Source organism: Cedecea lapagei (assembly GCF_900635955.1).
Classification (GTDB): Bacteria; Pseudomonadota; Gammaproteobacteria; order Enterobacterales; family Enterobacteriaceae; genus Cedecea; species Cedecea lapagei.
Genome location: NZ_LR134201.1, coordinates 4,678,160 through 4,700,468, shown reverse-complemented (window position 1 = coordinate 4,700,468; position 22,309 = coordinate 4,678,160). Strand labels below are relative to the sequence as shown.

General features: G+C 58.3%; 20 protein-coding genes and 1 pseudogene. 3 read left to right on the top strand and 18 right to left on the bottom strand.

The window, feature by feature from the left end; all coding sequences use genetic code 11:
• Positions 1-22: 22 nt before the first annotated feature.
• Entirely contained in the window at positions 23-1,018 is a 996-nt protein-coding gene (locus tag EL098_RS22815) for an acyltransferase (protein ID WP_126358268.1), read from the top strand.
• On the opposite strand, the gene EL098_RS22810 is transcribed toward EL098_RS22815, so the two are convergent.
• The 5 genes and pseudogenes from EL098_RS22810 to EL098_RS22790 all read right to left on the bottom strand — a co-directional run bounded on the left by EL098_RS22810 (position 1,015) and on the right by EL098_RS22790 (position 5,328).
• A complete protein-coding gene (locus tag EL098_RS22810) occupies positions 1,015-1,938 on the bottom strand; it encodes a GlxA family transcriptional regulator (RefSeq protein WP_126358267.1) in 924 nt (307 codons plus the stop codon). The two genes, EL098_RS22815 and EL098_RS22810, sit on opposite strands and share 4 nt — an antisense overlap.
• Positions 1,935-2,477 (bottom strand): isochorismatase family protein, encoded by a 543-nt coding sequence (locus EL098_RS22805; protein WP_126358266.1) that lies wholly within the window; start codon positions 2,475-2,477, stop codon positions 1,935-1,937. Before EL098_RS22805 ends, EL098_RS22810 begins: the two co-directional genes overlap by 4 nt.
• Before the next feature lie 126 nt (positions 2,478-2,603).
• Complete coding sequence (xylB, locus tag EL098_RS22800; RefSeq protein ID WP_126358265.1) at positions 2,604-4,058, bottom strand: xylulokinase; 1,455 nt, start codon at positions 4,056-4,058, stop codon at positions 2,604-2,606.
• 27 nt (positions 4,059-4,085) lie between these two features.
• Positions 4,086-4,291: pseudogene (locus EL098_RS22795) on the bottom strand (xylose isomerase); the annotation flags it as partial.
• A 200-nt stretch (positions 4,292-4,491) separates the two neighbouring features.
• The gene (locus EL098_RS22790) at positions 4,492-5,328 is read right to left on the bottom strand and encodes a protein bax (protein ID WP_126358264.1); all 837 of its coding nucleotides are present in this window, start codon (positions 5,326-5,328) and stop codon (positions 4,492-4,494) included.
• A 346-nt stretch (positions 5,329-5,674) separates the two neighbouring features.
• Here EL098_RS22790 and EL098_RS22785 point away from each other — a divergent pair, with 346 nt between their 5' ends.
• Together EL098_RS22785 and avtA are read left to right on the top strand one after the other, a co-directional pair.
• Positions 5,675-6,430, top strand: a complete 756-nt coding sequence (locus tag EL098_RS22785; protein WP_126358263.1) for a hypothetical protein — start codon at positions 5,675-5,677, stop codon at positions 6,428-6,430.
• Positions 6,431-6,746: 316 nt separating this feature from the next.
• The gene (gene avtA / locus EL098_RS22780) at positions 6,747-8,000 is read left to right on the top strand and encodes a valine--pyruvate transaminase (protein WP_126358262.1); all 1,254 of its coding nucleotides are present in this window, start codon (positions 6,747-6,749) and stop codon (positions 7,998-8,000) included.
• A 39-nt stretch (positions 8,001-8,039) separates the two neighbouring features.
• Here the strand turns inward: avtA and EL098_RS22775 are convergent, their stop codons facing one another.
• From EL098_RS22775 to hycA, 13 genes are all read right to left on the bottom strand, one after another.
• Positions 8,040-9,062: a HoxN/HupN/NixA family nickel/cobalt transporter gene (locus EL098_RS22775; protein WP_126358261.1), complete on the bottom strand. Its 1,023-nt coding sequence runs from the start codon at positions 9,060-9,062 to the stop codon at positions 8,040-8,042.
• The gene (gene hypF, locus EL098_RS22770) at positions 8,995-11,298 is read right to left on the bottom strand and encodes a carbamoyltransferase HypF (RefSeq protein WP_126358260.1); all 2,304 of its coding nucleotides are present in this window, start codon (positions 11,296-11,298) and stop codon (positions 8,995-8,997) included. Before hypF ends, EL098_RS22775 begins: the two co-directional genes overlap by 68 nt.
• Before the next feature lie 53 nt (positions 11,299-11,351).
• Complete coding sequence (gene fdhF, locus EL098_RS22765) at positions 11,352-13,502, bottom strand: formate dehydrogenase subunit alpha (RefSeq protein ID WP_126358259.1); 2,151 nt, start codon at positions 13,500-13,502, stop codon at positions 11,352-11,354.
• 37 nt (positions 13,503-13,539) lie between these two features.
• Positions 13,540-14,085 (bottom strand): electron transport protein HydN, encoded by a 546-nt coding sequence (gene hydN / locus EL098_RS22760; protein WP_061273217.1) that lies wholly within the window; start codon positions 14,083-14,085, stop codon positions 13,540-13,542.
• Between the two features lie 145 nt (positions 14,086-14,230).
• Positions 14,231-14,710, bottom strand: a complete 480-nt coding sequence (gene hycI, locus EL098_RS22755; protein WP_126358258.1) for a hydrogenase maturation peptidase HycI — start codon at positions 14,708-14,710, stop codon at positions 14,231-14,233.
• The gene (locus EL098_RS22750; RefSeq protein WP_126358257.1) at positions 14,703-15,113 is read right to left on the bottom strand and encodes a formate hydrogenlyase maturation HycH family protein; all 411 of its coding nucleotides are present in this window, start codon (positions 15,111-15,113) and stop codon (positions 14,703-14,705) included. Before EL098_RS22750 ends, hycI begins: the two co-directional genes overlap by 8 nt.
• Complete coding sequence (locus EL098_RS22745) at positions 15,113-15,877, bottom strand: NADH-quinone oxidoreductase subunit B family protein (protein ID WP_126358256.1); 765 nt, start codon at positions 15,875-15,877, stop codon at positions 15,113-15,115. Before EL098_RS22745 ends, EL098_RS22750 begins: the two co-directional genes overlap by 1 nt.
• Entirely contained in the window at positions 15,877-16,419 is a 543-nt protein-coding gene (locus EL098_RS22740) for a formate hydrogenlyase complex iron-sulfur subunit (RefSeq protein WP_126358255.1), read from the bottom strand. The genes EL098_RS22745 and EL098_RS22740 overlap by 1 nt, the downstream gene beginning before the upstream one ends.
• A gap of 98 nt (positions 16,420-16,517) precedes the next feature.
• Positions 16,518-18,227, bottom strand: a complete 1,710-nt coding sequence (locus EL098_RS22735) for a hydrogenase large subunit (RefSeq protein ID WP_126358254.1) — start codon at positions 18,225-18,227, stop codon at positions 16,518-16,520.
• A gap of 17 nt (positions 18,228-18,244) precedes the next feature.
• Complete coding sequence (locus EL098_RS22730) at positions 18,245-19,171, bottom strand: respiratory chain complex I subunit 1 family protein (RefSeq protein ID WP_126358253.1); 927 nt, start codon at positions 19,169-19,171, stop codon at positions 18,245-18,247.
• Between the two features lie 9 nt (positions 19,172-19,180).
• On the bottom strand, positions 19,181-20,989 hold the full coding sequence (hycC, locus tag EL098_RS22725) for a formate hydrogenlyase subunit 3 (protein WP_126358252.1): 1,809 nt from the start codon (positions 20,987-20,989) through the stop codon (positions 19,181-19,183).
• The gene (locus tag EL098_RS22720; RefSeq protein WP_126358251.1) at positions 20,986-21,591 is read right to left on the bottom strand and encodes a 4Fe-4S dicluster domain-containing protein; all 606 of its coding nucleotides are present in this window, start codon (positions 21,589-21,591) and stop codon (positions 20,986-20,988) included. The genes hycC and EL098_RS22720 overlap by 4 nt, the downstream gene beginning before the upstream one ends.
• 88 nt (positions 21,592-21,679) lie before the next feature.
• Positions 21,680-22,135 (bottom strand): formate hydrogenlyase regulator HycA, encoded by a 456-nt coding sequence (gene hycA, locus EL098_RS22715; RefSeq protein WP_126358250.1) that lies wholly within the window; start codon positions 22,133-22,135, stop codon positions 21,680-21,682.
• Positions 22,136-22,309: the final 174 nt, after the last annotated feature.

Genomic DNA, 22,309 nt, shown 5'->3' with positions numbered 1-22,309 from the left:
GCAAGCGGCTTCAGGGGAACGAATGCAGCAAAAAATAAACTGGATTGATAACCTTCGGGGCATTGCCTGCCTGATGGTGGTTATGATCCACACCACGACCTGGTACATCACGAACCCACATACCGTGACCGCGTTTAGCTGGGATTTCTCAAACGTTCTGAACTCGGCTTCACGCGTCAGCGTGCCGCTCTTTTTCATGATTTCCGGGTATCTGTTTTTTGGCGAACGCAGCGCACAGCAGCGTCACTTCCTGAGGATAGCCAGCTGCCTGCTGTTCTATAGCGCCATTGCGCTGCTCTATATCTGGCTGTTCACCCCGATCAGCGTCGGCCTCGCGCTGCGCTATATCCTGGTTAAGCCGGTGTTCTATCACCTGTGGTTCTTCTTCGCGATCGTGGTGATTTACCTGCTTTCGCCGCTAATACAGGTGAAGAAGGTCAGCGCCGTGACAATCCTTGGGTTAATGGTACTGCTCGGCGTGGTGGCAAACCCTAACACGGTGCCGCAGACGTTCGGCAACATGCGCTGGCTGCCCGTTAACCTCTACATCAACGGCGACACCTTCTATTACGTGCTTTATGGAATTTTAGGCCGGGCGATTGGCATGCTCGATACCCAAAGAAAAGGCGTAAGTGGCCTGGCGGGCGGCCTGTTTGTGATTTGCGTCATCTCGATTGCCCTGGGGACTCACCGGCAGCTAGGTATCAACCAGAACTTTGCCGAGACGTTCTACGTTTACTGCGGCCCGCTGGTGTTTATGGCCGCCATCAGCCTGCTGGTTGTGGCAAAGAACTGCCTGAACCGGCGGCCGCTTCCCGGCCTGACCTTCATTTCACGTTATTCGCTGGGGATTTATGGATTTCATGCGCTAATCATTCACTATCTGCGCACGCACGATATAGAACTGACCGCCTGGCCGGTGCTGGATATTCTCTGGATCTTCGGCGTGACGCTGGCAGGCAGCCTGCTGCTGGCCGTTGGCGTGGGAAAACTCGACCGTAAAAAACTGGTCAGCTAAGCATCTCGCACCCTGTCCCGCGCCCGATGCAGCTGGCGCGGAGAGGAGAATCCGGCAGCAATGGCGGCCTGCTCCATGCGCTGCCCCTGCTGTAGACGCTGTTCCGCCACGGCTAGCCGCAGTTGTTCCAGATAGTCGCGCACGGATATCCCCAGGTGCTGCTGAAAGAGGCGGGATAAGTGCCGCGGGCTAACGTGAACCCGGCTGGCGATCGCAGGCACCGGCCAGGGTGATTCCGGAGAAGCGGAAAGCAGATCCTGCGCGCGATGCACGGCGGGGTGAATGTGGTTGCGGTAGCGAAGCCAGGGCGAAAGCTGCGGATCGTCACCCGAGCGGCGGAACCAGACCACCATCTCTCTGGCCACCTCCAGCGCCACCCTCGGGCCGCAGTAGCGGTTAATCAAATGCAGAGAAAGATCGATACCGGAAGTGATCCCGGCGCTGGTCCAAATCCCCTGGTCTTCAACAAAAATTCTGTTGTCTTTTACCTGTGCCCCCGGCGCCGCCGCCTTTAATCGCTCAAGGACATCATGGTGCGTGGTGCACTGAATACCGTGCATCAATCCCGCTCGCGCGGCCAGCAGCGCCCCTGAGCAGACGCACATCAGATTAAGTTGCTGACTATGAATTTGCGGCTGCAGGCGAGTTAACCAGCGTCTGACCTCTTCCGCCTGCGGCGTGGCAAAAAATCGGTTGGAATCGCATACGCCGGGCAAGACCAGCAGGCTCCCGGCGGGAAGCCGTTGCGGTAACGGCTGAATGCCGCTGAAGGTCAGGCCAATAGAGGTTTCAACCTCAGAGTCCGGGCCAATGTAGTGCAGCTCAAACGCGTTCCTCGCCAGCACCAGCGTTTCCGCCGGGCCGCTCAGATCGAGGGACAAAACCCCCGGCAGCACCACAAACCAGACACCTGTTCTCATTCCAGCGACTCCAGACATTCGACGACGGTTTGTATCTCGGCAAACCGCCCTGCCAGCACGGTTTCAGTGCGGTGGCGCAGGGTGGCGGTGTCCAGCGTAACGCCTTTCCAGGTCATCGGGAAGGTCAGCATGGCTTCGCTCACGAAAGAAACCCGGTAGCCGAGGTCAGAGGCAACGCGCGTGGTGGTTTCACAGCATTGCTCGGTGCGGATCCCACAGATAATCAGGTGGTTGATGTCTCGGGTGCGGAGCCAATGATCCAGCCCGGTATCGGTAAACGCGTTGTGGACGTGTTTCTGGAAGCTGACCGCGGGCTGATGCTGTAAAAATGGCATCGGCGTAACAAACCCGGACGCCAGTGAAAAAACATCGTCTTCATCCACGTGGAAGATATCCACCACCGGTATGCCCTTTTTCTGGCAGCCCGCAATAAGCATCAGCATCGCCTGCTGAAACGCAGGGACATCGTTCTCCCGCCAGTAACTCCGGTGGAAGAACGACTGTTGGGTATCGATGTTAATCAGGGCGGTACGTGACATATTCGGACTCCTCGTTGGTTTGCTGAAAACCATTCTGACAAGGCATATCACGGATGCTAATACCAAAAACGGACAGGATGCAGTTGGTTTGAGACGATGCCTCTCATCTTGTTCCTCTCACGGTCGTCAGGACATCAGCGGCAGCAGATGCTGGTAAATCTGGTTAAACACCTGGCGTCGCCCGGCGTAGCGTTGGTGGCGAGCAAAATCTGGCTGATGAGTTTGCTCCAGCGGTAGCGGAGGCAGCAGCGCCAGCAAAGGCTGCCCGGGCGAGAGTGCGATTTGCGCCAGGCGAGCCGCGCCAAGCGCGGGCCCAACGTCGCCACCGGTGCGGTAGTCCAGCACCTGACCGCTGATATCGGCCAGCATTTGCCGCCAGTAGGGGCTGCGCGCGCCGCCGCCAATCAGCGTGACGCTGTCCGGCGTAATGCCGCATTCATGAACAACATCCATGCCGTCCGCCAGCGCGTAACCCACGCCCTCCAGCACCGCTCGGGCAAGCTCGGCCGGGCCATGCTGATGGGTCAGACCGAAGAAGGTGCCTTTGGCCTGAGGATTGTTATGCGGCGTTCTTTCACCGGAGAGATAGGGCAGGAACCAGACGACGCCCGCCTCCTGATTAGCCTGTTCAGCCGCCGCCAGCAGGGCCGGAACGCTGCCCAGACCGGTGAGTTTTGCCGCCCAGTCAAGGCAGGAAGCCGCGCTGAGCATCACCGACATCAGGTGCCAGCGGTTGGGTAACGCATGGCAAAAACTGTGTACCGCGCTTTCCGGTTTGCTGCGAAAACCGTCGCTTACGGCGAAATAAACCCCGGAGGTTCCAAGCGAGAGCATGGCCTGCCCGGCGTCCACCATCCCAACGCCGATGGCCCCGGCGGCATTGTCACCGCCGCCCGCCACCACCGGCACCGCTGGCATATTCCACCGTTCGGCAATATCCCGTTTTAGCTCGCCGGTGATTTCGCTGCCCTCAAACAGCTCGGGCATATGCTGCCGAGTGAGGTGACAGGCGTCGAGCATCGTGTCGCTCCAGTCGCGCTTTGCCACATCCAGCCACATCGTGCCCGCAGAGTCGGACATGTCGCTGGCGAAGCCGCCGGTCATTCTCAGACGCAGATAATCTTTGGGCAGCACAACCTTGTTGATCTGGCAAAAAATCTCAGGCTCATGGCGCTCAACCCACAGCAGTTTGGGCGCGGTAAAACCCGGCATCATCAGGTTGCCGGTAATGGCTCGCGACGCCTCAACGTTACTTTCCAGCAGCGCACACTCCTCGCCGCTGCGGCCATCGTTCCATAAAATTGCCGGGCGGAGCGCTCGCTGCTTGCTATCCAGTAGCGTCGCCCCGTGCATCTGCCCGGCAAGCCCGATAGCCTTTACGCCCTTCAGCGAAGACTCTGCGCCCAACGCGCGCACAGCCCGATCGGTTGCCAGCCACCAGCTTTCGGGATCCTGCTCGGACCAAAGGGAGTGAGGCCGGGAGACGGTCAGCGGCTCGCTGTGCGTGGCCACCACCTCGCCTGCTTCGCTCAGCAGAATTGCCTTCACGCCCGAAGTGCCAAGATCGATGCCGATATACATGGTAGCTCCTTAATATCGCGTCGCTTTTCAGCGGCGCAGGCAAGTTTGGTTATCGAATAAAGAGTGGTTAATCAAGTTTCCAGCCGCTCGTGATGCCCGTTCTGATGCAGCGGTGCCGGCCCGTGCTGCTCAGCGTACTGCGCGAGCTGCGTGAGCGATATCTGCCCTTTAAGAATTTGCTGGCCCAGCTCACTATTCCACCCGGCATAGCGTTTAGCGACGCGTTTATCCAGCCTGAGGCCAGATCGCTGATGTGATTAGTTTTTTACAGGAGAGAGTGATGCAGAATTAAGTGAAAAGATACCGGGGCCGATAATACTGATAACGTTATTGCTTAATAAAAACCATCGCCATTGAAATCAATTTGCGTTTAAAGCCATAAATAACAATGCCCTCCTGAGAGGGCATTGTATTTTCACTCAGGGAATGAAAATTAATTCGGCACCATAAAGCGCTGGTTACTCTGATACATCGCGAACAGGTAATTATTATAGCTTGAGCCCTTCGTTGAATACCCTTTCAGCTTATGGATCATATTGTTGGCGGTGACTTCCTGATCCGCTTTACGCAGTTTCGCGCGCTCTTTACGGAAAGAAGAATAAGCGGGATGGGTATTCAGGTTAGCCACGTAAGCATTCACGCCTTCATTCAGAGAGCCGTAATGCAGGTAGCCTTTCACTTTGCCCGGCTCGCTGTTGCAGTGGCGCGTGGTGCACTTCATGCCAAACAGGTTGTTATTGCTGCGCGCAAGCTTAGAGGTCCCCCAGCCGCTTTCAGCCGCCGCCATCGTCGCCACCATATTAGTAGGGATAATGTCGACTTTCTCAAGCAGGGTGTTCCACGGTACGCGGTTAGTGTTGCCGCGCCATGCCACCTTGTAACGCTGGGTGATCTCTTTCAGGCGTGTGCGCTCGCTCGGCGACCAGCGCTTCTCGTACTGCTTGGAAATCAGCCAGTTACGGTCGGCGGTAATCGCTGCATTTTGGCGGGTAATATATGGCATGACCGTCCGGAGAAACGCTTTTTTCCTTGGTGTCCCGGAAGGGTATTTTCGCAAATCAGGAAGCGAACCATTTTCACTTTTGCGAGAATACTCTTTTTTACTACTTGCCAGTTTACTACTTACCGCTTTTTTACTGCTTACTTTCGTTATGTGGGCCTTGCTGTGCGATTTAGGCTCATGTTTACTGGCTAATGCGTGGCTTGAAAAGCCCACAGTCAGCAGCATGAGTATCGCGGCCCCGAATCGTCGGAATGGGGGTGATATCATTAGCTCTCCTGGTCGGATAGATCGTGCCCAGTGCCTTATTTTATAAAAGGTTTTAGAAAAACAGGGGCGAATTATATCAAATTTAACCGCTCACGGCACCTTTAGAAATAGTACTATTCCGAAACAATGTCACCAGGCAACTTCTTATGGCGATAAAAAGTATTGTAAAATTCGGCAGTTAATCACAGTACCCGGCACGGGAAAAACCTGTTTCGGTAAGGGCTATTCCTGCGTTTAGCGCGAGAGATTATTGAGTATATTTTAAGGCGGCGGCGGCAATAGCCTGGCGGAGGTGCAAGCGGGGTTAAGACGCTCAAATAACATTTGATACAGGAAAACTGGCAACATGAGCCTGGTGCAAAACCTGATAAAAAAAGCCTTTGCGACGGCGAATGCCAATGAAGCCGCAAGCTTCCTGGCCAGCGCATGTAACCGAATGAAATCGCATAATAAAGAGCAAATTCAGGCCGAAGTCAGTGCGGCACTGGTTAACGTCAATCTCGTGCGCATCAGTGAAAAACCGCCGCAGACCAGAACGGTTTACCAGGACTCGCCGGAGACCCTCCGTCGCCTGCAAGAGGCAGAATCCCTCTCCGCCAGCCTGCTTGCTCAGCTGCGTGAAGCGCAGCAGCGTGCCGCCCAGGGCGACATAGCCGAAGCCACCACGCGCCTGAACAGATATGAAAAACAGGTTACAGAACTCCAGAAGGCGCTAAATATCAGCCAGGAAATGCACCTCAAAGAGTCAGCCCTGGTACGCAGCGTTATGCAGCGCGAAATTGACGAACTGAAAAGCCTGTTGAACCGCCAGAAAGAGTCGGGTTCCGGGCTTACGGAAACCCATCAGCGCGAAAAAGCCGAGCTGCATCAGCGCCTGGAAGCCGCAGACGAGCTGATAAAAACCCAGCAGGAGGCGCGCTACAAAGCAGAAGCGGAAGTGACGCTGCTGCAAGAGAAGCTGGACAACCTGCGGGCAGATAACCACTACAGCTTCGAGCAGTGTGAAACCCTGAACGCCAGGCTCACCAAAACCATCGATGAGCTGCTGGCCACCCGCAACACGTTGAGCGCGCACTTCGGCCATTGGCTGACAAATAAGTAAAAACGTTAACGCCATCACTCACCCTTGCGGCTCCACGCCGCATCACGCACAAGCGGGCCGGGGTGAGGGCTCGTTCACCGTGCTCTGAACATTCAGGGAAAACCGTTCTACAGGTGAACGGAACTTCATCCGTTTCTCCATAGAAAATATCCTATGAGCCAGCATCAATGATGCCGCCGCCATTCAACACATCCTGCTGCATAGCACAAATCACACAGCATTTTCACCAATAGTGGCTATGCTTACCGGGTTTGCACGGCGTTATTTGTAGCGCTATGGTTACCCTCTTTTCAAAAGTATTCAGCAGACCCACGTTATGACGTTTTCACTTTTCGGCGATAAATTTACCCGCCATGCAGGCATTACCCGCCTGATGGAGGATCTCAACGACGGCCTGCGCACGCCGGGTGCCATCATGCTTGGCGGCGGTAATCCTGCGCAAATCCCGGCGATGAACGACTACTTCCAGCAGCTGCTTTCCGGGATGCTGGCCAGCGGCAAACTGACCGACACGCTGTGCAACTACGACGGTCCGCAGGGGAAAAGTGAACTGCTAAAATTGCTGGCCGGCATGCTGCGCGATGAGCTGGGTTGGGATATCGAACCCCAGAATATTGCACTAACAAACGGCAGTCAGAGCGCATTTTTCTACTTGTTTAACCTTTTCGCCGGACGCCATGCGGATGGACGCACCAAAAAGGTGCTTTTCCCGCTGGCGCCGGAGTACATCGGCTACGCGGATGCCGGGCTCGAAGAGGAGCTGTTTGTCTCCACGCGCCCGAACATTGAACTGCTGCCGGAAGGGCAGTTTAAGTACCACGTTGACTTCGAGCACCTGCATATCGGCGAAGATACCGGCATGATCTGCGTATCACGCCCGACCAACCCGACCGGCAACGTCATCACCGACGAAGAGCTGATGAAGCTGGACGCGCTGGCAAACCAGCACGGTATTCCGCTGGTTATCGATAACGCCTACGGCGTACCGTTCCCCGGCATTATCTTTAGCGAAGCCCGCCCGCTGTGGAACCCAAACATCATCCTGTGCATGAGCCTTTCCAAGCTCGGCCTGCCGGGCAGCCGCTGCGGGATCATTGTCGCTAACGAGAAAATCATCTCCGCCATCAGCAATATGAACGGTATCATTAGCCTGTCCCCTGGCGGCATTGGTCCAGCGATGGCCTGCGAAATGATTAAGCGTAACGATCTGCTGCGCCTGTCCGAAACGGTGATTAAACCGTTCTATTACCAGCGCGTTCATGAAACTATCGCCGTGATTCGCCGCTACCTGTCGCCGGAGCGCTGCCTGATCCACAAGCCGGAAGGCGCTATCTTCCTCTGGCTGTGGTTTAAAGACCTGCCGATCACCACCGAACTGCTGTACCAGCGCCTGAAAAAGCGCGGCGTACTGATGGTGCCGGGCGATTACTTCTTCCCGGGGCTGGATAAACCCTGGCCCCACACGCACCAGTGCATGCGCATGAACTATGTACCGGAGCCGGAAAAGATTGAGGCTGGCGTGAAAATTCTGGCCGAAGAGATTGAACGAGCCTGGGCAGAAGCCGGGTAACGAGCAACAACGCAAAACGGGGCCTTCAGCCCCGTTTTCTTATCTCACCACTAAAGCGTCGTACCCTTTCCAGCGGTAGTTCAGCATCGAAATGCCCCAGCAGGCGATAAACAGCCCGACAACGACAAACCCGGCATTGCCGAGGTTATCGTTGAGCGCGCCAACCCACGACCAGATACCGTCTTCAAGCCCAAACTTGTCCGCCAGCAGCCCCAGCGCCTCAAGCCCGCCGATAAACAACGCCACCACCACAGAAGTGCCGGTAATCGTCATGTTGTAGTAAAGCTTGCGCTGCGGCTTGTTGAAGGCCCAGCCGTAAGCGCCAACCATAATCACATTGTCGAGGGTATCGACCAGCGCCATGCCGCTGGCAAACAGCGCCGGAAACACCAGAATCGACCAAATAGACATCCCGCTGGAAGCGCTGGCAGCAGAAATGCCCAGCACGCCAATTTCGGTGGCGGTATCAAAGCCCAGGCCGAACAGGAAACCGACCAGATACATGTGCCAGCTTTTGCCGATCAAGCGGAAAACAGAGTTAAACAGCCAGCTCATCATGCCGCCGCCGGTCATTTCCGTCTCGCCTGCCGCCAGCGGCTCGCCGCGCTTAAGCTGGCGGAAGTTGCGCCACACGCCGCGTAAAATAACGAGATTTACCAGCGCCATCGCCAGCAGGAAGCAGGCAGAAACGGCGGTGCCGATAACGCCGCCAACGTCGTGGAACCAGTCCATTTTTTGCTGGAAGGCCGCCGCCGTGGCCGCAATGGCTACCGAAGCCAGAATCACAATGCTTGAGTGGCCCAGCGAGAACCAGGCCCCCACGCCAAACGGACGTTTTCCCTGCTGCATCATTTTGCGGGTCACGTTATCAATCGCGGCGATATGGTCGGCATCCACCGCGTGGCGCAGGCCATAGCACCAGGCCAGCAAGCTTGCCGCCATCAGCGCCGGGCTGTGGTTAAACGCCGCCAGCGCCCAGGCCCAGGCGGCAAAGTTAGCCGCCACTAAAACCGCCAGCAGCAGGCCGGCTCGTGGATTGTCGCGAAGAACACGCATTAACATCTTTTTTATCCTTGTGGTGGTTCAAATAGCGGGCAGCGGCAACCACTGCCTGCCCCAGGGAAAGCGCCCCGTCGCCGGCCGGAAGCCGCATCGGGAAGAGAGTATTAAAATCGGAGAGGTAGAACGCGAGACGCTCGCGCAGCAGGCGGCTGTGCAGCACGCCGCCGCAGCAGGCCACAGTGGTGACTCCGGTCAGCAACGCATGATGGCGAACGAGCGCCGCAAGGCCTTTCGCCAGCGCATCGTGGAACGCCCAGGCCCGCGCTCCGTCCTCGCCCTGCCAGCCAAACCACTGCCGCCAGAACGCCGCAATATCGGGATGACCGTTCACCAGCGGCAGCGTGACCGGATGCGGACAAGGCCCAGCGTCCAGCGCCAGTGCTTCAAGGCGGCATGCAGCCTCGCCTTCGTAGCTTTGCTGGTAGGGCGCGCAGTTAAGCGCGGCGGCAACCGCATCAAACAGTCGTCCGCAAGAAGAAGCCAACGGCGCGTTAATCCCGCGTGCAACGGCTTTTGCCAGCGGCTGCCAGTTCTGGGTCCTCACAGATTCCGTTTCGGGATAGCGCTGCCAGCCGGGTACAAACGCCTCGCACTGCGCCAGCAGGTTACGCCACGGCTGCACGGCGGCCAGATCGCCGCCCGGCAAAGCTACGGCGGGCAACCCGCCAAGACGTACGCAGCGTCGATAGTTCACCAGCAGGCATTCGCCGCCCCAAAGCCTGCCATCCTCGCCATAGCCAATGCCGTCCAGCGCAAGGGCAATCACCCTGCCGCCGTTCAGCGGCCAGCCGTGCTCGGCCAGGCAGGCCGCAGCGTGAGCGTGATGGTGCAGCACATCGGTGACCGGCAGCGCCATTTCACGCCCCAGCTGCGAGCTGCGGTAGCCGGGGTGAGCATCAAGTGCGACCTGTTCAGCTGTAAAGCCGTAGATCTCGCTCATCAGCGCCAGCGAGCGCTGCCATTGAGCCTCCACGCCCTCCTGAGCCAGATCGCCAAGGTGCTGGCTCAGCACCGCCTGCCCGCCGCGAACCAGGCAGAAGGTATTTTTAAGATCGCCTCCCAGCGCCAGAATCGGCGGCAGATCTTTAAAGCCAGCAGGTAAAGAAAGCGCATCCGGCACAAAACCCCGAGCGCGACGCAGCATTTCGCCGCTGGTCCGCACAACGGAGTCGTCCATCCGCTGGAGAATGTCCCGGTTATGCAGCAGAAAGCCGTCGGCAATAGCCTCAAGATCATGAAGAGCCTGAGCATTATCGATAGCTGGCGGCCTGCCGTTGAGGTTCCCGGAGGTCATCACCAGCGGGCCACCGAAGTCCTGCGCCAGCAGATGCTGAAGCGGGTTGGCGGGCAGCATCACGCCGATTTCATTCATCCCCGGCGCCACGGCAGCGCTCAGCCCATGCAGGCGGTCGTTTGCCACCAGCACCACCGGCGCAGCGGGGGTTGAAAGCTGCGCCACGGCTTCCTCGGGCAGCCCTTCGGTCGCGGCAATCATCACCGCCAGCGGTTTGGCTGGCCGCTGCTTACGTGCCCGGAGGCGTTCAACGGCGGCATCGTTACGGGCATCCACGGCAAGGTGAAAACCGCCAAGGCCTTTCACCGCAACGATGTTACCTTCGTGCAGCGCGGCAACGGCCTGCGCAAGCGCCAGCTCGCCCTCGAGGCGTTGCTCGCCCTGCTGCCAGAAAATTTGCGGCCCGCAGTCCGGACAGGCGACAGGCTGAGCGTGAAAACGTCTGTCCATCGGGTTGCGGTACTCTTCATCGCAGGCCTTACAGAGCGGAAACGCCGCCATCACCGTCGACGGGCGGTCATAAGGCATGGCGCGGATGATGGTGAAACGCGGTCCGCAGTGGGTGCAGTTGATAAACGGGTAACGGTATCTACGGTCAGCGGGATCGTTAAGCTCGCGCAGGCATTCCGGGCAGGTGGCGGCATCCGGCACGATTTGCGTGTCCATCATGCTGCTGCCGCTATGGCGAATGCTGAAGTCCACAGGCAACACGCCCCAGGACATTGGCTGCTGTTCCACGCTGTCGATGCGGGCCAGCGGCGGGCAATGTGCGTAAAGCTCGCCCAGAAACGCTTCCGGGCTGGCCGCCAGGCGAACCACAACACCTTCGCCGTCGTTGCAGACGTCGCCCACCAGCCTAAGGCGCTGTGCGATTTGCCAGACAAACGGGCGGAAGCCAACGCCCTGCACTTTGCCACGAATGCGGAGTGCGGTGCCCCTCACCCTAACACTCTCCCCAGAGGGGCGAGGGGACAGATCGGGGGTGAGGGTAAAAATCACGCGTCCACCGCCTCGCGCAGCCGCGCTTTCATACTGTTATAGGTCGTTTGCGCGTAGTTCTCGGCCCACGCCTGATCCTCAATCGCGCTAACGTTTACCGCGCAATACTTGGTTTCCGGCGTTCTGGATATCGGGTCGAGGTTGTCCTGCGTCAGCTCGTTACAGGCGCCAATCCACCACTGATAGGTCATGTAGACGGAGCCCTGGTTGATGCGCTCGCTCACGTCAGCACGGCTGATAACCTTGCCGCGACGCGAACTCACCCAAACCAGCTGCCGGTCTTTGATACCCAGAGCTTCGGCATCCAGCGGGTGGATTTGCATAAAGCCGGGCTCATCGGCCAGGGTTTGCAGCGCCGCACAGTTGCCGGTCATCGAGCGACAGGAGTAGTGCCCGACTTCGCGCACGGTACAAAGCACCAGTGGATAGCGGTCGTCGGGGACTTCAGCTGGAGCACGCCATTCGGCGGCAAACAGCTGGCCTTTGCCGCTCGGCGTGTCGAATTTGCTCCCTTTGTAGAGATACGGCGTGCCGGGATGGTCGAGCGTCGGGCAGGGCCACTGCACGTGGCCCAGGTCACCCATTTTTTCGTAGGTCACGCCGTAAAAAAGCGGGCACAGCTCGCGCAGCTCATCCCAGATTTGCTGGTTATTTTCGTAGTGCATCGGGTAGCCCATCGCCGTCGACAGCAGGCTGATGATCTCCCAGTCGCGCTTCACGTTGTATTTCGGCTCAATCGCTTTCTCAAAACGCTGGAAGCCGCGATCGGCGCAGGTAAAGACGCCTCCGTGCTCGCCCCAGGAGGTCGCCGGCAGCAGCACGTCCGCCACTTCGGCGGTTTTGGTCATGAAGATGTCCTGCACCACCACAAAGTCGAGCGCCTCAAACCCTTTACGCACAAGGCCGAGGTCCGCTTCGGTCTGGAGAGGATCTTCGCCCATGATGTAATAGGCTTTAACCTTGCCCTCTATCGCCAGGTGCGGCACTTCGGTAATGCGCACGCCAACTTTGTCATCCATCACCGCCGGGTCGATGCCCCAGGCTTTGGCAAACTTCTCGCGCACGTCGGGATCGACCACATTCTGGTAGCCGGGGAACTGGTCAGGCAGCACGCCCATATCGCAAGCGCCCTGCACGTTGTTCTGCCCGCGTACCGGGCCAACACCGACGTTTTCACGGCCAAGGTTGCCGGTGAGCAGCGCCAGGCTGGACAGCCCTTTTACCACGTCGACGGCCTGGCCAAACTGGGTAACGCCCATGCCCCACATGATGGTGGCAGAAGGGGCCGCAGCGAAGGTACGCATCGCCTGGCGAACCTGCTGAGCGGGGACACCGGTCAGCTGCTCGACCTCCTCCGGCGCATAGCCCTTAACGGTTTCGCGGTAGGCATCCAGCCCTTCAGCATATTTGGCGACGTACTCTTTGTCGTACAACTGCTCTTCCAGCAGCACGTAGCCAAAGGCGTTCACCAGCGCCATGTTACAGCCGTTTTTGATTTGCAGATGCTGGTCGGCAATGCGGGCGGTTTCAATGCGGCGCGGATCGCAGACGATAATTTTGGCGCCGTTGCTTTTGGCCTTAATCACCCGGCGCGCCACGATGGGATGCGAGTCGGCGCAGTTATAGCCCACCACCAGCAGGCATTTGGAGTTTTCGATATCGCCGATGGAGTTGCTCATCGCCCCGTTACCCAGCGTCGCCTGCAGCCCGGCAACGGAAGGACCGTGGCACACGCGAGCGCAGCAGTCGACGTTGTTGGTGTTCAGCACCGCGCGGGCGAACTTCTGCATCACGAAGTTAGTTTCGTTCCCCGTTCCGCGTGAGGAACCGGTGGTCATAATGACGCGTGGGCCGAACTGTTCTTTAATTGCCTTCAGGCGTTTAGCGGTATAGCCGATCGCCTCTTCCCAGCTTACCGGCTGCAGCTTGCCGCCCTTCTCGTAGCGGATCATCGGCTGCGTCAGACGAGGGGTCAGCAGCCTGGTGTCGTTAAGAAAATCCCAGCCGTAGTAGCCTTTCAGGCAGAGTTCGTTTTGGTTAGTCACGCCCCCGGCCGCTTCGGCGCGAATGATTTTGTTGTTCTCAACGACCAGTTTCAGTTTGCAGCCGGCCCCGCAGTAAGGGCAGACGCTGGTAATTTTTTTCATCAGTAACAGACCTGTTAAAAGTTGAAATGCAAAGGGATTAAAAAGTCAGCGCTGCAGGGGCATCTAACGCGGCGCGGCGGCGCTTTTCGGCGCTCATTTGCTCAAGCCGGTTACGGTCAACGCACAGAATGGCGTTGGTCGGGCAGGCCTCCAGGCAGGCAGGGCCGGCCTCGCGGTGATAGCAAAGGTCGCATTTGTTGGCCTCGGCTTTTTCCGCCATCACGTTCAGCCCGGCACCGCTGTTGCGAATAACCGGACGCACGACGACCTCCATCGCGCCATAGGGGCAGGCAACGACGCAGGTTTTGCAGCCGATGCAGCGTTCCTGCATCACGTGCACAAACCCCTGGTCCCGGCTAATGGCGCCGTTAGGGCAGACGTTCGCGCAGGGCGCATCCTCGCACTGGCGGCACATGGTGGCCGTGGAGACGTTCACGCCCTTGATGACGTGAATGCGCGGCAAGAAAGTTTTTGGGGTCAGCGCCGAGCAGTCCTGGTTCTCCTGGTGGGAGACGACGCAGGCCACCTCACAAGTGCGGCAGCCGATGCATTTGCTCGAATCGGCAATGATGAAGCGGTTCATCATAAACTCCTGCAAAAAGTGTGTTATTGCAGGGGCTTATTCATAAACCGTGCCAGAAATTAAAAATCAATAATTTCAATGCATTGAATTAGAGGAAGCGATGAAAGAAGATGACATCGACACTAATGACGATGTCATTAGTGACTTACAGGCCTTCTGTTTCTTCCGCCGTCAGCTGGGCATAGCCGCCGTAACCGGACCACGTCGCCAGCCGCTGATAAATCTGCTCCACCGCCGCTTTCACTGCCTCCGTCATCGGATAGTAGAAGCCGACGATATCCGGTTGAATGCCAAGGAATACCACTTCCCCGACGTCCTCTTTAAGCTGATCGACCAGATAATTAAGCGGCATATTGTGGGTGGTCATCATAAACAGCCCGGCGATATCATCCGGGTCGATGACGCGGATCTCGCCGGGATTGAGCATCATATCGGTGGCATCCACAATCAGCAGCAGCTCCGGACGCAGCTCGCGGATGGCAACCACGTCGTTTTCCGGCGCGCTACCGCCGTCGATCACGACCCAGTCCCCCTGCGGGCAGGCCTGGCATTTTTCGGCCAGCAGCGGGCCAGCGCCGTCGTCACCCATCATGCTATTGCCTACGCAAAGCAGCACCTTAGTCATAGCGTCTCCTTACCATCAGGTAGATGGCGGGTTCCTGTTGAATGGCCTGCAGCATGTCCAGCAGCGCATGGCTCCAGCCCTGTTGTTCCGGGGTTTGCATCGGCTTAGCTGCATCAAACGCCCGGGCGAGCATCACCACGTGGTTCTGGTCGATAACGATTTCACCGTAGCGCGACACGCCGTTCATTTTACGCCGGGCCTCACTATCGGCCTCCAGCGTGGCTATCCACGCCTGCCAGGCCTCAAGCGGGCAGACCAGACTCTCTTTCAGGCAGTCGATTACGCCCAAATGGTGGCCAATCGCCAGGCTGTAGTAGACCACCTGCCGGGCGTCAGCCGGGGTGTTGTCGTTCTCGTCGACAAACTTGCGGCTGAGCTGACAGAACACGACCGACTCGCTCATTACGCGCGCTCCTGATGAACCAGATGCTCAAGATGAGTGACGATTTCCGTCAGGCGTGGGTCGTTTTCCGAGCTCAGCCACCGCTGAACAGCATCGCCTCCAGCCGTGAGGTTAGCCATATAGCTGTCGGCAATCTGGCGACCATAGCGGTAGCCCGCCAGGCGACGAGCAGCACGATCGATGCGGACGCGCAGCGGCTGCACCATATCCGGATGCAGGATTTTTGCCGGCTCCGCATCCCTCTCGCTTGCCGGGCGGGCGTGGATTTTTTGTTCCAGCAGGCCAAGCGCCATAGCAAAGCCGTACAGCGTGGCGGCAGGCGTTGGCGGGCAGCCTGGGATATAAACGTCAACCGGCACGATTTTGTCGGTTCCCCCCCAGACGCAGTAAAGATCGTGGAAAATCCCACCGCTGTTGCCGCAGGCGCCGTAGGAGATGCAGATTTTAGGATCGGGCGCCGATTCCCAGGCACGCAGCGCCGGAGAACGCATCGCGCGAGTCACCGCGCCGGTAAACAGCAGAATATCGGCATGACGTGGGGACGGAACAACTTTGATACCAAAACGTTCTGCATCGAAAAGAGGCGAAAGCGTCGCGAAAATCTCGATTTCGCAGCCGTTACAGCCCCCACAGTCCACGCGATAAACGTAGGCGGAGCGTTTGATTTTTTTAAGCAGCGACGCCTTCATGCTGGCGATAGATTCGTCCACCGTCATCGGCACCGGCATGCCGTTGTGGTCGCGCGGGCCCAATAGATTACTCATTAGCTGGCCTCTCTCATCTGACGGCTAAAGTCGATCCGGTCGGACGACACCAGGCTTTGCTGGCGCTTGCAGTCCGGGCAGGTTTCAAATGCTCCACGGCGGCTTTCCGCGCGGGAATCGCCGTTGTGTTCAAGCAGCGCGATGACATAGTCGATCTCTTTTTGCACGGCGAACGGACGGCCGCATTCACGGCAGTTGCACAGCGGGAAGCTGGCCTGCTGCAGGAAGTCGGCCTTATTCCATACCGCCAGCTCGTACTCCTGCGACAGGCGAATGGCGACGGTCGGGCAAACCTCTTCGCAGCGGCCGCAGAAGATGCAGCGCCCAAGGTTAAACTGCCAGGCCAGCTCGCCGGTTTTGAGATCCGTTTCAACCGTTAAGGCATTCGAGGGGCAGGCGTTGACGCAGGCCGCGCAGCCGATGCACTGCTGCGGGTTGTGCTCCGGCTTGCCGCGAAAGTTTTTATCCACCGGCATCGGCTCCAGCGGGTAACTGCTGGTCTGCGTGCCCGTTTTGATTACTTTTTTGATAAAGGTAAACATTTTTACTCCTGCTTTCGTGCGGTTTTCTCACCCTCACCCTAGCCCTCTCCCTAAAAGGGAGAGGGCCGGGGAGAGGGGGCCAGACCGCACGACATCATCTATTTCAGCGGCGAGTTTTTACGCTCAATGCTGTAGCGCTCAAGCTCTTTGTACGGCACCACCTGGCTTTTCTTCTTGCGCACGTCCACCACCGTCATGCGATCGGTGCAGGAGTAGCAAGGGTCAAGGCTGCCGATAATCAGCGGCGCATCCGACACCGTGTTGCCGCGCAGCATGTAGCGCAGGGTTGGCCAGTTGGCGTAGGTCGCCGCCCGGCAGCGCCAGCGGTACAGCTTCTGGTTATCGCCGGTCATGCTCCAGTGAATATCGTCCCCGCGCGGCGCCTCCGAGAAACCCAGGGCAAAGCGGTTTGGAATGTAGGTAAAACCTTCCACGGCGAGCGGGCCACCCGGTAGGTTATCCAGACCAAAATCAATCATGTTCAGCGCGGTGAAGACTTCGTTGATGCGAACCTTCAGGCGGGAAATCACGTCGCAGCCGTCCAGGCTGTGAACTTCCATCGGCAGCAGGCCGTAACCAACAAACGGGTGATCGGCGCGGGTGTCGCGGGCGTGGCCGCTGGCGCGCACCATTGGGCCGACGTTGCTGAAATCACGGGCGATTTGCGGGTCAAGACGGCCAATGCCCACGGTGCGCTGCTCGATATTCGGCGTGCTCATCAGAATATCCACCAGGTCTTTCACTTCCCGGCGCATCTGCTGCGCCAGTTGCCGGGTCTGGATCATGTCGTCTTTCAGCATATCGCGGCGGATACCGCCAATCAGGTTCAGGCCATAGGTTTTTCGCGCCCCGGTCAGGATCTCCGCCATCTTCATCGACATTTCGCGCACCCGGAAGAACTGCATAAAGCCGGAGTCGAAGCCCACAAAATGGCAGGCCAGGCCGAGGTTCAGCAGGTGGCTGTGCAGGCGCTCAACTTCAAGCAGAATGGCGCGGATCATCTGCGCGCGTTCCGGCACCACAATCCCCATCGCGTTTTCGATTGAGGTGGTATAGGCGGTGCTGTGGGCAAATCCGCAGATGCCGCACACGCGGTCGGACAGGAAAGTGACTTCGTTGTAGCCCATGCGGGTTTCCGCCAGCTTCTCCATGCCACGATGGACGTAGAACAGGCGATAGTCGGCGTCGATAATGTTTTCACCCTCGACGAACAGGCGGAAGTGGCCCGGTTCGTCAGAAGTGACGTGCAGCGGGCCAATCGGCACCACATTGTTTTTTTTGGTGCCCAGCTCGTTAATGAACTCGTAGGTCTCTTTGTCGCTGGTCGGCGCCGGACGCTGACGGTAGTCCATGCTGTCTTTGCGCAGCGGATAAAGATCGTCAGGCCAGTCGTCCGGCAGCACCAGGCGACGTTCATCGGGCAGGCCAACCGGCTGCAGGCCATACATATCGCGAACTTCGCGTTCACCCCAGACGGCGGCAGGCACACGAGGCGTGACGGACGGGAACTCCGGCTTGTCGGCGTCCACTTCGACTCGCACGGTGATCCAGCACTTCACGCCGCTTTCCATCGACAGCACGTAATACACCGCATAGCTGCCGCACAGCTGGCGTTCATCATTGCCAAAAAGCACCGAAAGCCAGCCGCCCTGCTGGTAATAAAGCCACTCCACCACTTCTGGCAGCATGTTGAGCTTCACGGTGACGGTGATTTGATCTTTCGTCTGCCAGGCTTCGTCGAGTACGGCATTCGGGAATTGCTGATGCAGCGCGGCGAGATAGTGTTGACCTATTTTTTCTTCAGACATCGATAAATTCTCTTAAATCACGCCGCCAGTAAGGAGACGAAGGCTAAAAAGGCAAAGCCAAAACCGGCCCAGGTAATGCGCGAGGTTTCAAGCCAACGCAGGCGCGCCATGCTGTTTTCAAACAGCGCGATAATCAGTACGCCCGCCACCAGCTTCACAACGGCCAGCGCTAAGGCGAGGGCAAGCCCGCTCCAGCTAAAGGCGCTCATTTGCCCCCATGGCAGGAAGACGCCGACAAACATTTGCAGAACAACCAGCTGCTTGAGAGAAATGCCCCACTTCACCACCGCAAAACCCGCGCCGCTGTATTCGGACAGCGGTCCTTCCTGCAGCTCCTGCTCGGCCTCAGCGAGATCAAAAGGCAGCTTGCCCATTTCAATGAAGGTAGCGAAGGCGCAGGCGGCAAAGGCCAGCAGCAGCGTCAGGCTCTGCGCAGGCGGCCAGCCGTGAATGACACCGGCGATATTGCTGATGTGGGTGCTGCCCGCAACCTGAGCGGCAACCCACAGGCCAAGCAGCAGAATCGGCTCCACCAGTACGCCGAGCATCGCTTCGCGGCTAGCACCAAGCCCGGTGAACGGGCTGCCGGTGTCTAACCCGGCGATGGCGAAGAAGAAGCGGGCGATGGCGAACAGGTAAATTAGGGTGATCAGGTCACCTAAAGACGGCAGCGGCGAGGCCATCGTCACCACCGGCAGCGCGGTAGCAATGGTCAGCATCACGCCCACCATCACAAACGGCATCAGGCGGAAAACCCAGCCGGACGCGGCAGGGGCCACGCTCTGACGGCCCAGAAGCTTGAACAGATCCCGGTACTCCTGCAGCACGCCGGGACCGCGGCGGTTATGCAGGCGAGCGCGCATCACGCGAGTGATACCGGACAGCAGCGGAGCGGCAAAAAACAGCGCCAGCGCCTGGGTCAGGGCAAATAAAAACGTCGTCATATCAGTTCCTCAGGCAACCATCGCCACCAGTAAAACCGCCAGCTCAACCATCGCCAGACGGCGAAAAGTGCCGGGCAGGCACTCGCCCTGCCAGTCGGGCAGCCATTTCCCTGGATTCAGGGTGTCGCGCAGCTTAAACAGCGGCGCAAACGCCGCTTTTACCGGCTGCGCGAAGCCCGTCGCGGTGATCACCATCGCCTGTTCATGGTCGTAGCCGCAGACCCAGGCCGAGCCGCGGGAGCGGTTTGGCAGACGGTCGCCACGGAAAACGATCATCAAAATTAACGGCAGCAGCGGGGAAGCGATCAGCAGCAGCGTTATCATCGGCTGAGACACAGCGGTATGCGCTGTTTGCAGCGGCAGCGGAACGGCATGCTGAAGTAGAGGCAACAGCCACGGCGAAGCCACACCGGCCACGACGCAGCAGGTGGCCAGCAACGCCACGCTCAGGTTCATCAACCACGGCGCAGAGGTTGCGTTTTCTGCTTCTTTAGTACGCGGCGCGCCCAGGAAGGTGACGCCATACACTTTCGCCATGCACATCACCGCCAGCGCGCCGGTCACCGCCAGCACAACGGCCAGCAGCGGCCCGATAAAGCGGCCAACAAACAGCGGCAGGCTGCCAAGGCGGAAGAATGACTGATAAATAATCCATTCCCCGGCAAAGCCGTTCAGCGGTGGCAGCGCGGCCATCGCCATCAGCCCGATCAGCATCGCCAGCGAGATAACCGGCATACGTTTTCCGATCCCGCCCAGTTTCTCGATGTCGCGGTACCCGGTTCGGAACCAAATCGCGCCAGCGCCGAGGAACAGCGTGGTTTTAAACAGGCTGTGGTTGAACAGATGATAAAGGCCGCCGGTCATGCCCAGCGCCACCAGCACAGGCTCATTCAGCGCGATACCGATCAGGCCGCAGCCCAGGCCCAGCAGAATAATGCCGATGTTTTCGAGGGAGTGATAAGCCAGCAGTCGGTTGATGTTGTGTTCCATCAGCGCGTAAAGCCCGCCGATAAAGGCGGTGATTATGCCGACCACCACCACCAGCACGCCCCACCACAGCGGCAGCACGTTGCTGAGAAGCGAGAAGCACATGAAGCCGTAGAGGCCAATCTTCAACACCACGGCGGAAAACAGCGCGGCCGCCGGAGCAGAGGCGTTCGCATGCGCCTGCGGCACCCAGCCATGCAGCGGGATTATCCCGGCAAGCAGCCCAAAGCCGAGCAGCGAAAGCATAAGCACAGAGGCTGGCAGCGGCGCGCCGTCGAGCAGATGACGCAGCTCGCCATAGCCCAGCGTACCGTAACGCTGCCACAGCAGCCCGCAGGCAAAGACCAGCAGCAAGGTGCCGAGGCGGCCGAGCGCAAACCACAGCTGCCCGGACTTTTGGCAGCCGGTGAGGAAGTAGCCTGCCAGAGAGATGATTTCCGCCATTGCCACCAGGGTGACAAAGTTGTCGGCCACCAGCGCCGCCACGCTTGCCGCCAGGATTAAGTTAATCAGCAGGCCGTTGGCTTTTATTTCAGAGTGACGATGCCAGGCGCAGTTAAACAGAGAGATGAACAGGCCGCTGAGCGCTACGGTGACCAGCCATACGCCGTTAAAGGCGTTTAGCTGAAGGTGCCAGTGCCAGAGTTGCGCGTCACCGCTGAAGCCCAGCAGCGCCTTAGCGCCCGCAACCAGCAAAAATATAGAGCTGATTGCGCCGCCAACACCGGCGAAAAACCCACTAATCGGCTTAGAAAATGCCAGAACTCCGGCCAATATAGCGCTGGCAATAAACCCCAAAAGCGCCCACTGAATCAGTAAAAAAGCATTCATTTTCTCGCCTCTGGCTGGGTAAACAGGGAAAGGTCGCCGAGCGACGCGCCGAGAGTCAGCTCGCGCTTGCGCTTGCTGGCCCTGGCAATGTCTTTGTTATCGATAAGGCGAAGCGCCTTGGTCGGACAGGTGCGAACGCAGGCCGGGCCGCTTCCATCGAAGCTGCACAGGTCGCATTTGACGGCGATAGCGCGAACGCCGGGAACCCAGTCGAGCAGGGTGCTGACGCGAGCAGGCGCCGGAGGCGCAGGCGGCGCTTTCGGGCTGTTGACGTTGGCAGGAATATGCAGCGGTCTGCTACCGGAAAATTCAATGGCACCAAACGGGCAGGCAATGCCGCAAAGCTTGCAGCTTACGCACAGGTTTTCGTTCAGCTGTACGGCCCCGTCCACGCGGGTAATGGCGTTAACCGGGCAAACCCCGGCGCAGGGTGCGTCTTCGCAGTGATGGCACATCTGCGGCGCAGATTCATTCAGGTTGCGCATCACTTTCAGCCGCGGCAAGGCCTGCAGGCCTTGCAGGCGGTGCGTCTCGGCGCAGGCCGCTTCGCAGGTATGGCATCCCATACATAATGTTGAGTCAGCGATTACAAAACGGTTCACCAGCACTTCCTCAGGTGACGATCGTCATTTTTGACGAAAACATGCCGAAAAGCTGCCGTTTCGACAGTTCTCGACACCCCAGATCTCTTCATGCCACGGCAGACTGCTGAAGCAGCGTCATGGACAGTGGGGTGTTTTGCTGCACGGCCAGATAAAGGCTGTCGTACACCGGGCGGATAAGCTCAAGGTAGTGATCGAGCACTTTCTCGCGATCGCCGTTGCTGATGAGGTTATCAATACGTCCGTCATCATCGATAGTCGCCTTTGCAATCAGTATCTTATCGCTGCCGTCGTGCAGCTCGATGGCATACTCGATGGTGTGGCTGTTAAAGCCTTCGGCGAGATTGATTTGAATGACAAAGTGGTCAAATAAGAAGAAACGCAGGCTTTCGTCCTGGCTGCAGCCCACGGCGTGATGAAGCTTCGCTTTCGATAGGGTGATCCCCTGAATCAGGGTGTTGCCGTACTGATGCCACTGATCCAGCAGGCGCTGGTGCCTGTCGGCGATATACTCGGCTTTCTCGCTCAGTTCCCAAATGTTCATGTTCTTTTCACTCTGTTAGTGCTTGTCCCTCCGTAAGGCACATTTCGTGCCAGATTTTTAATTCGTTGTTTTTTAGTAGTTTTAATAGATAAACGCGTGTTTTTCCCGCCGGATGAGGTGTCATTTCGTCATCTTTGACTTTTAGTGACGGAATTTTTTTACCCTCGCCCTACC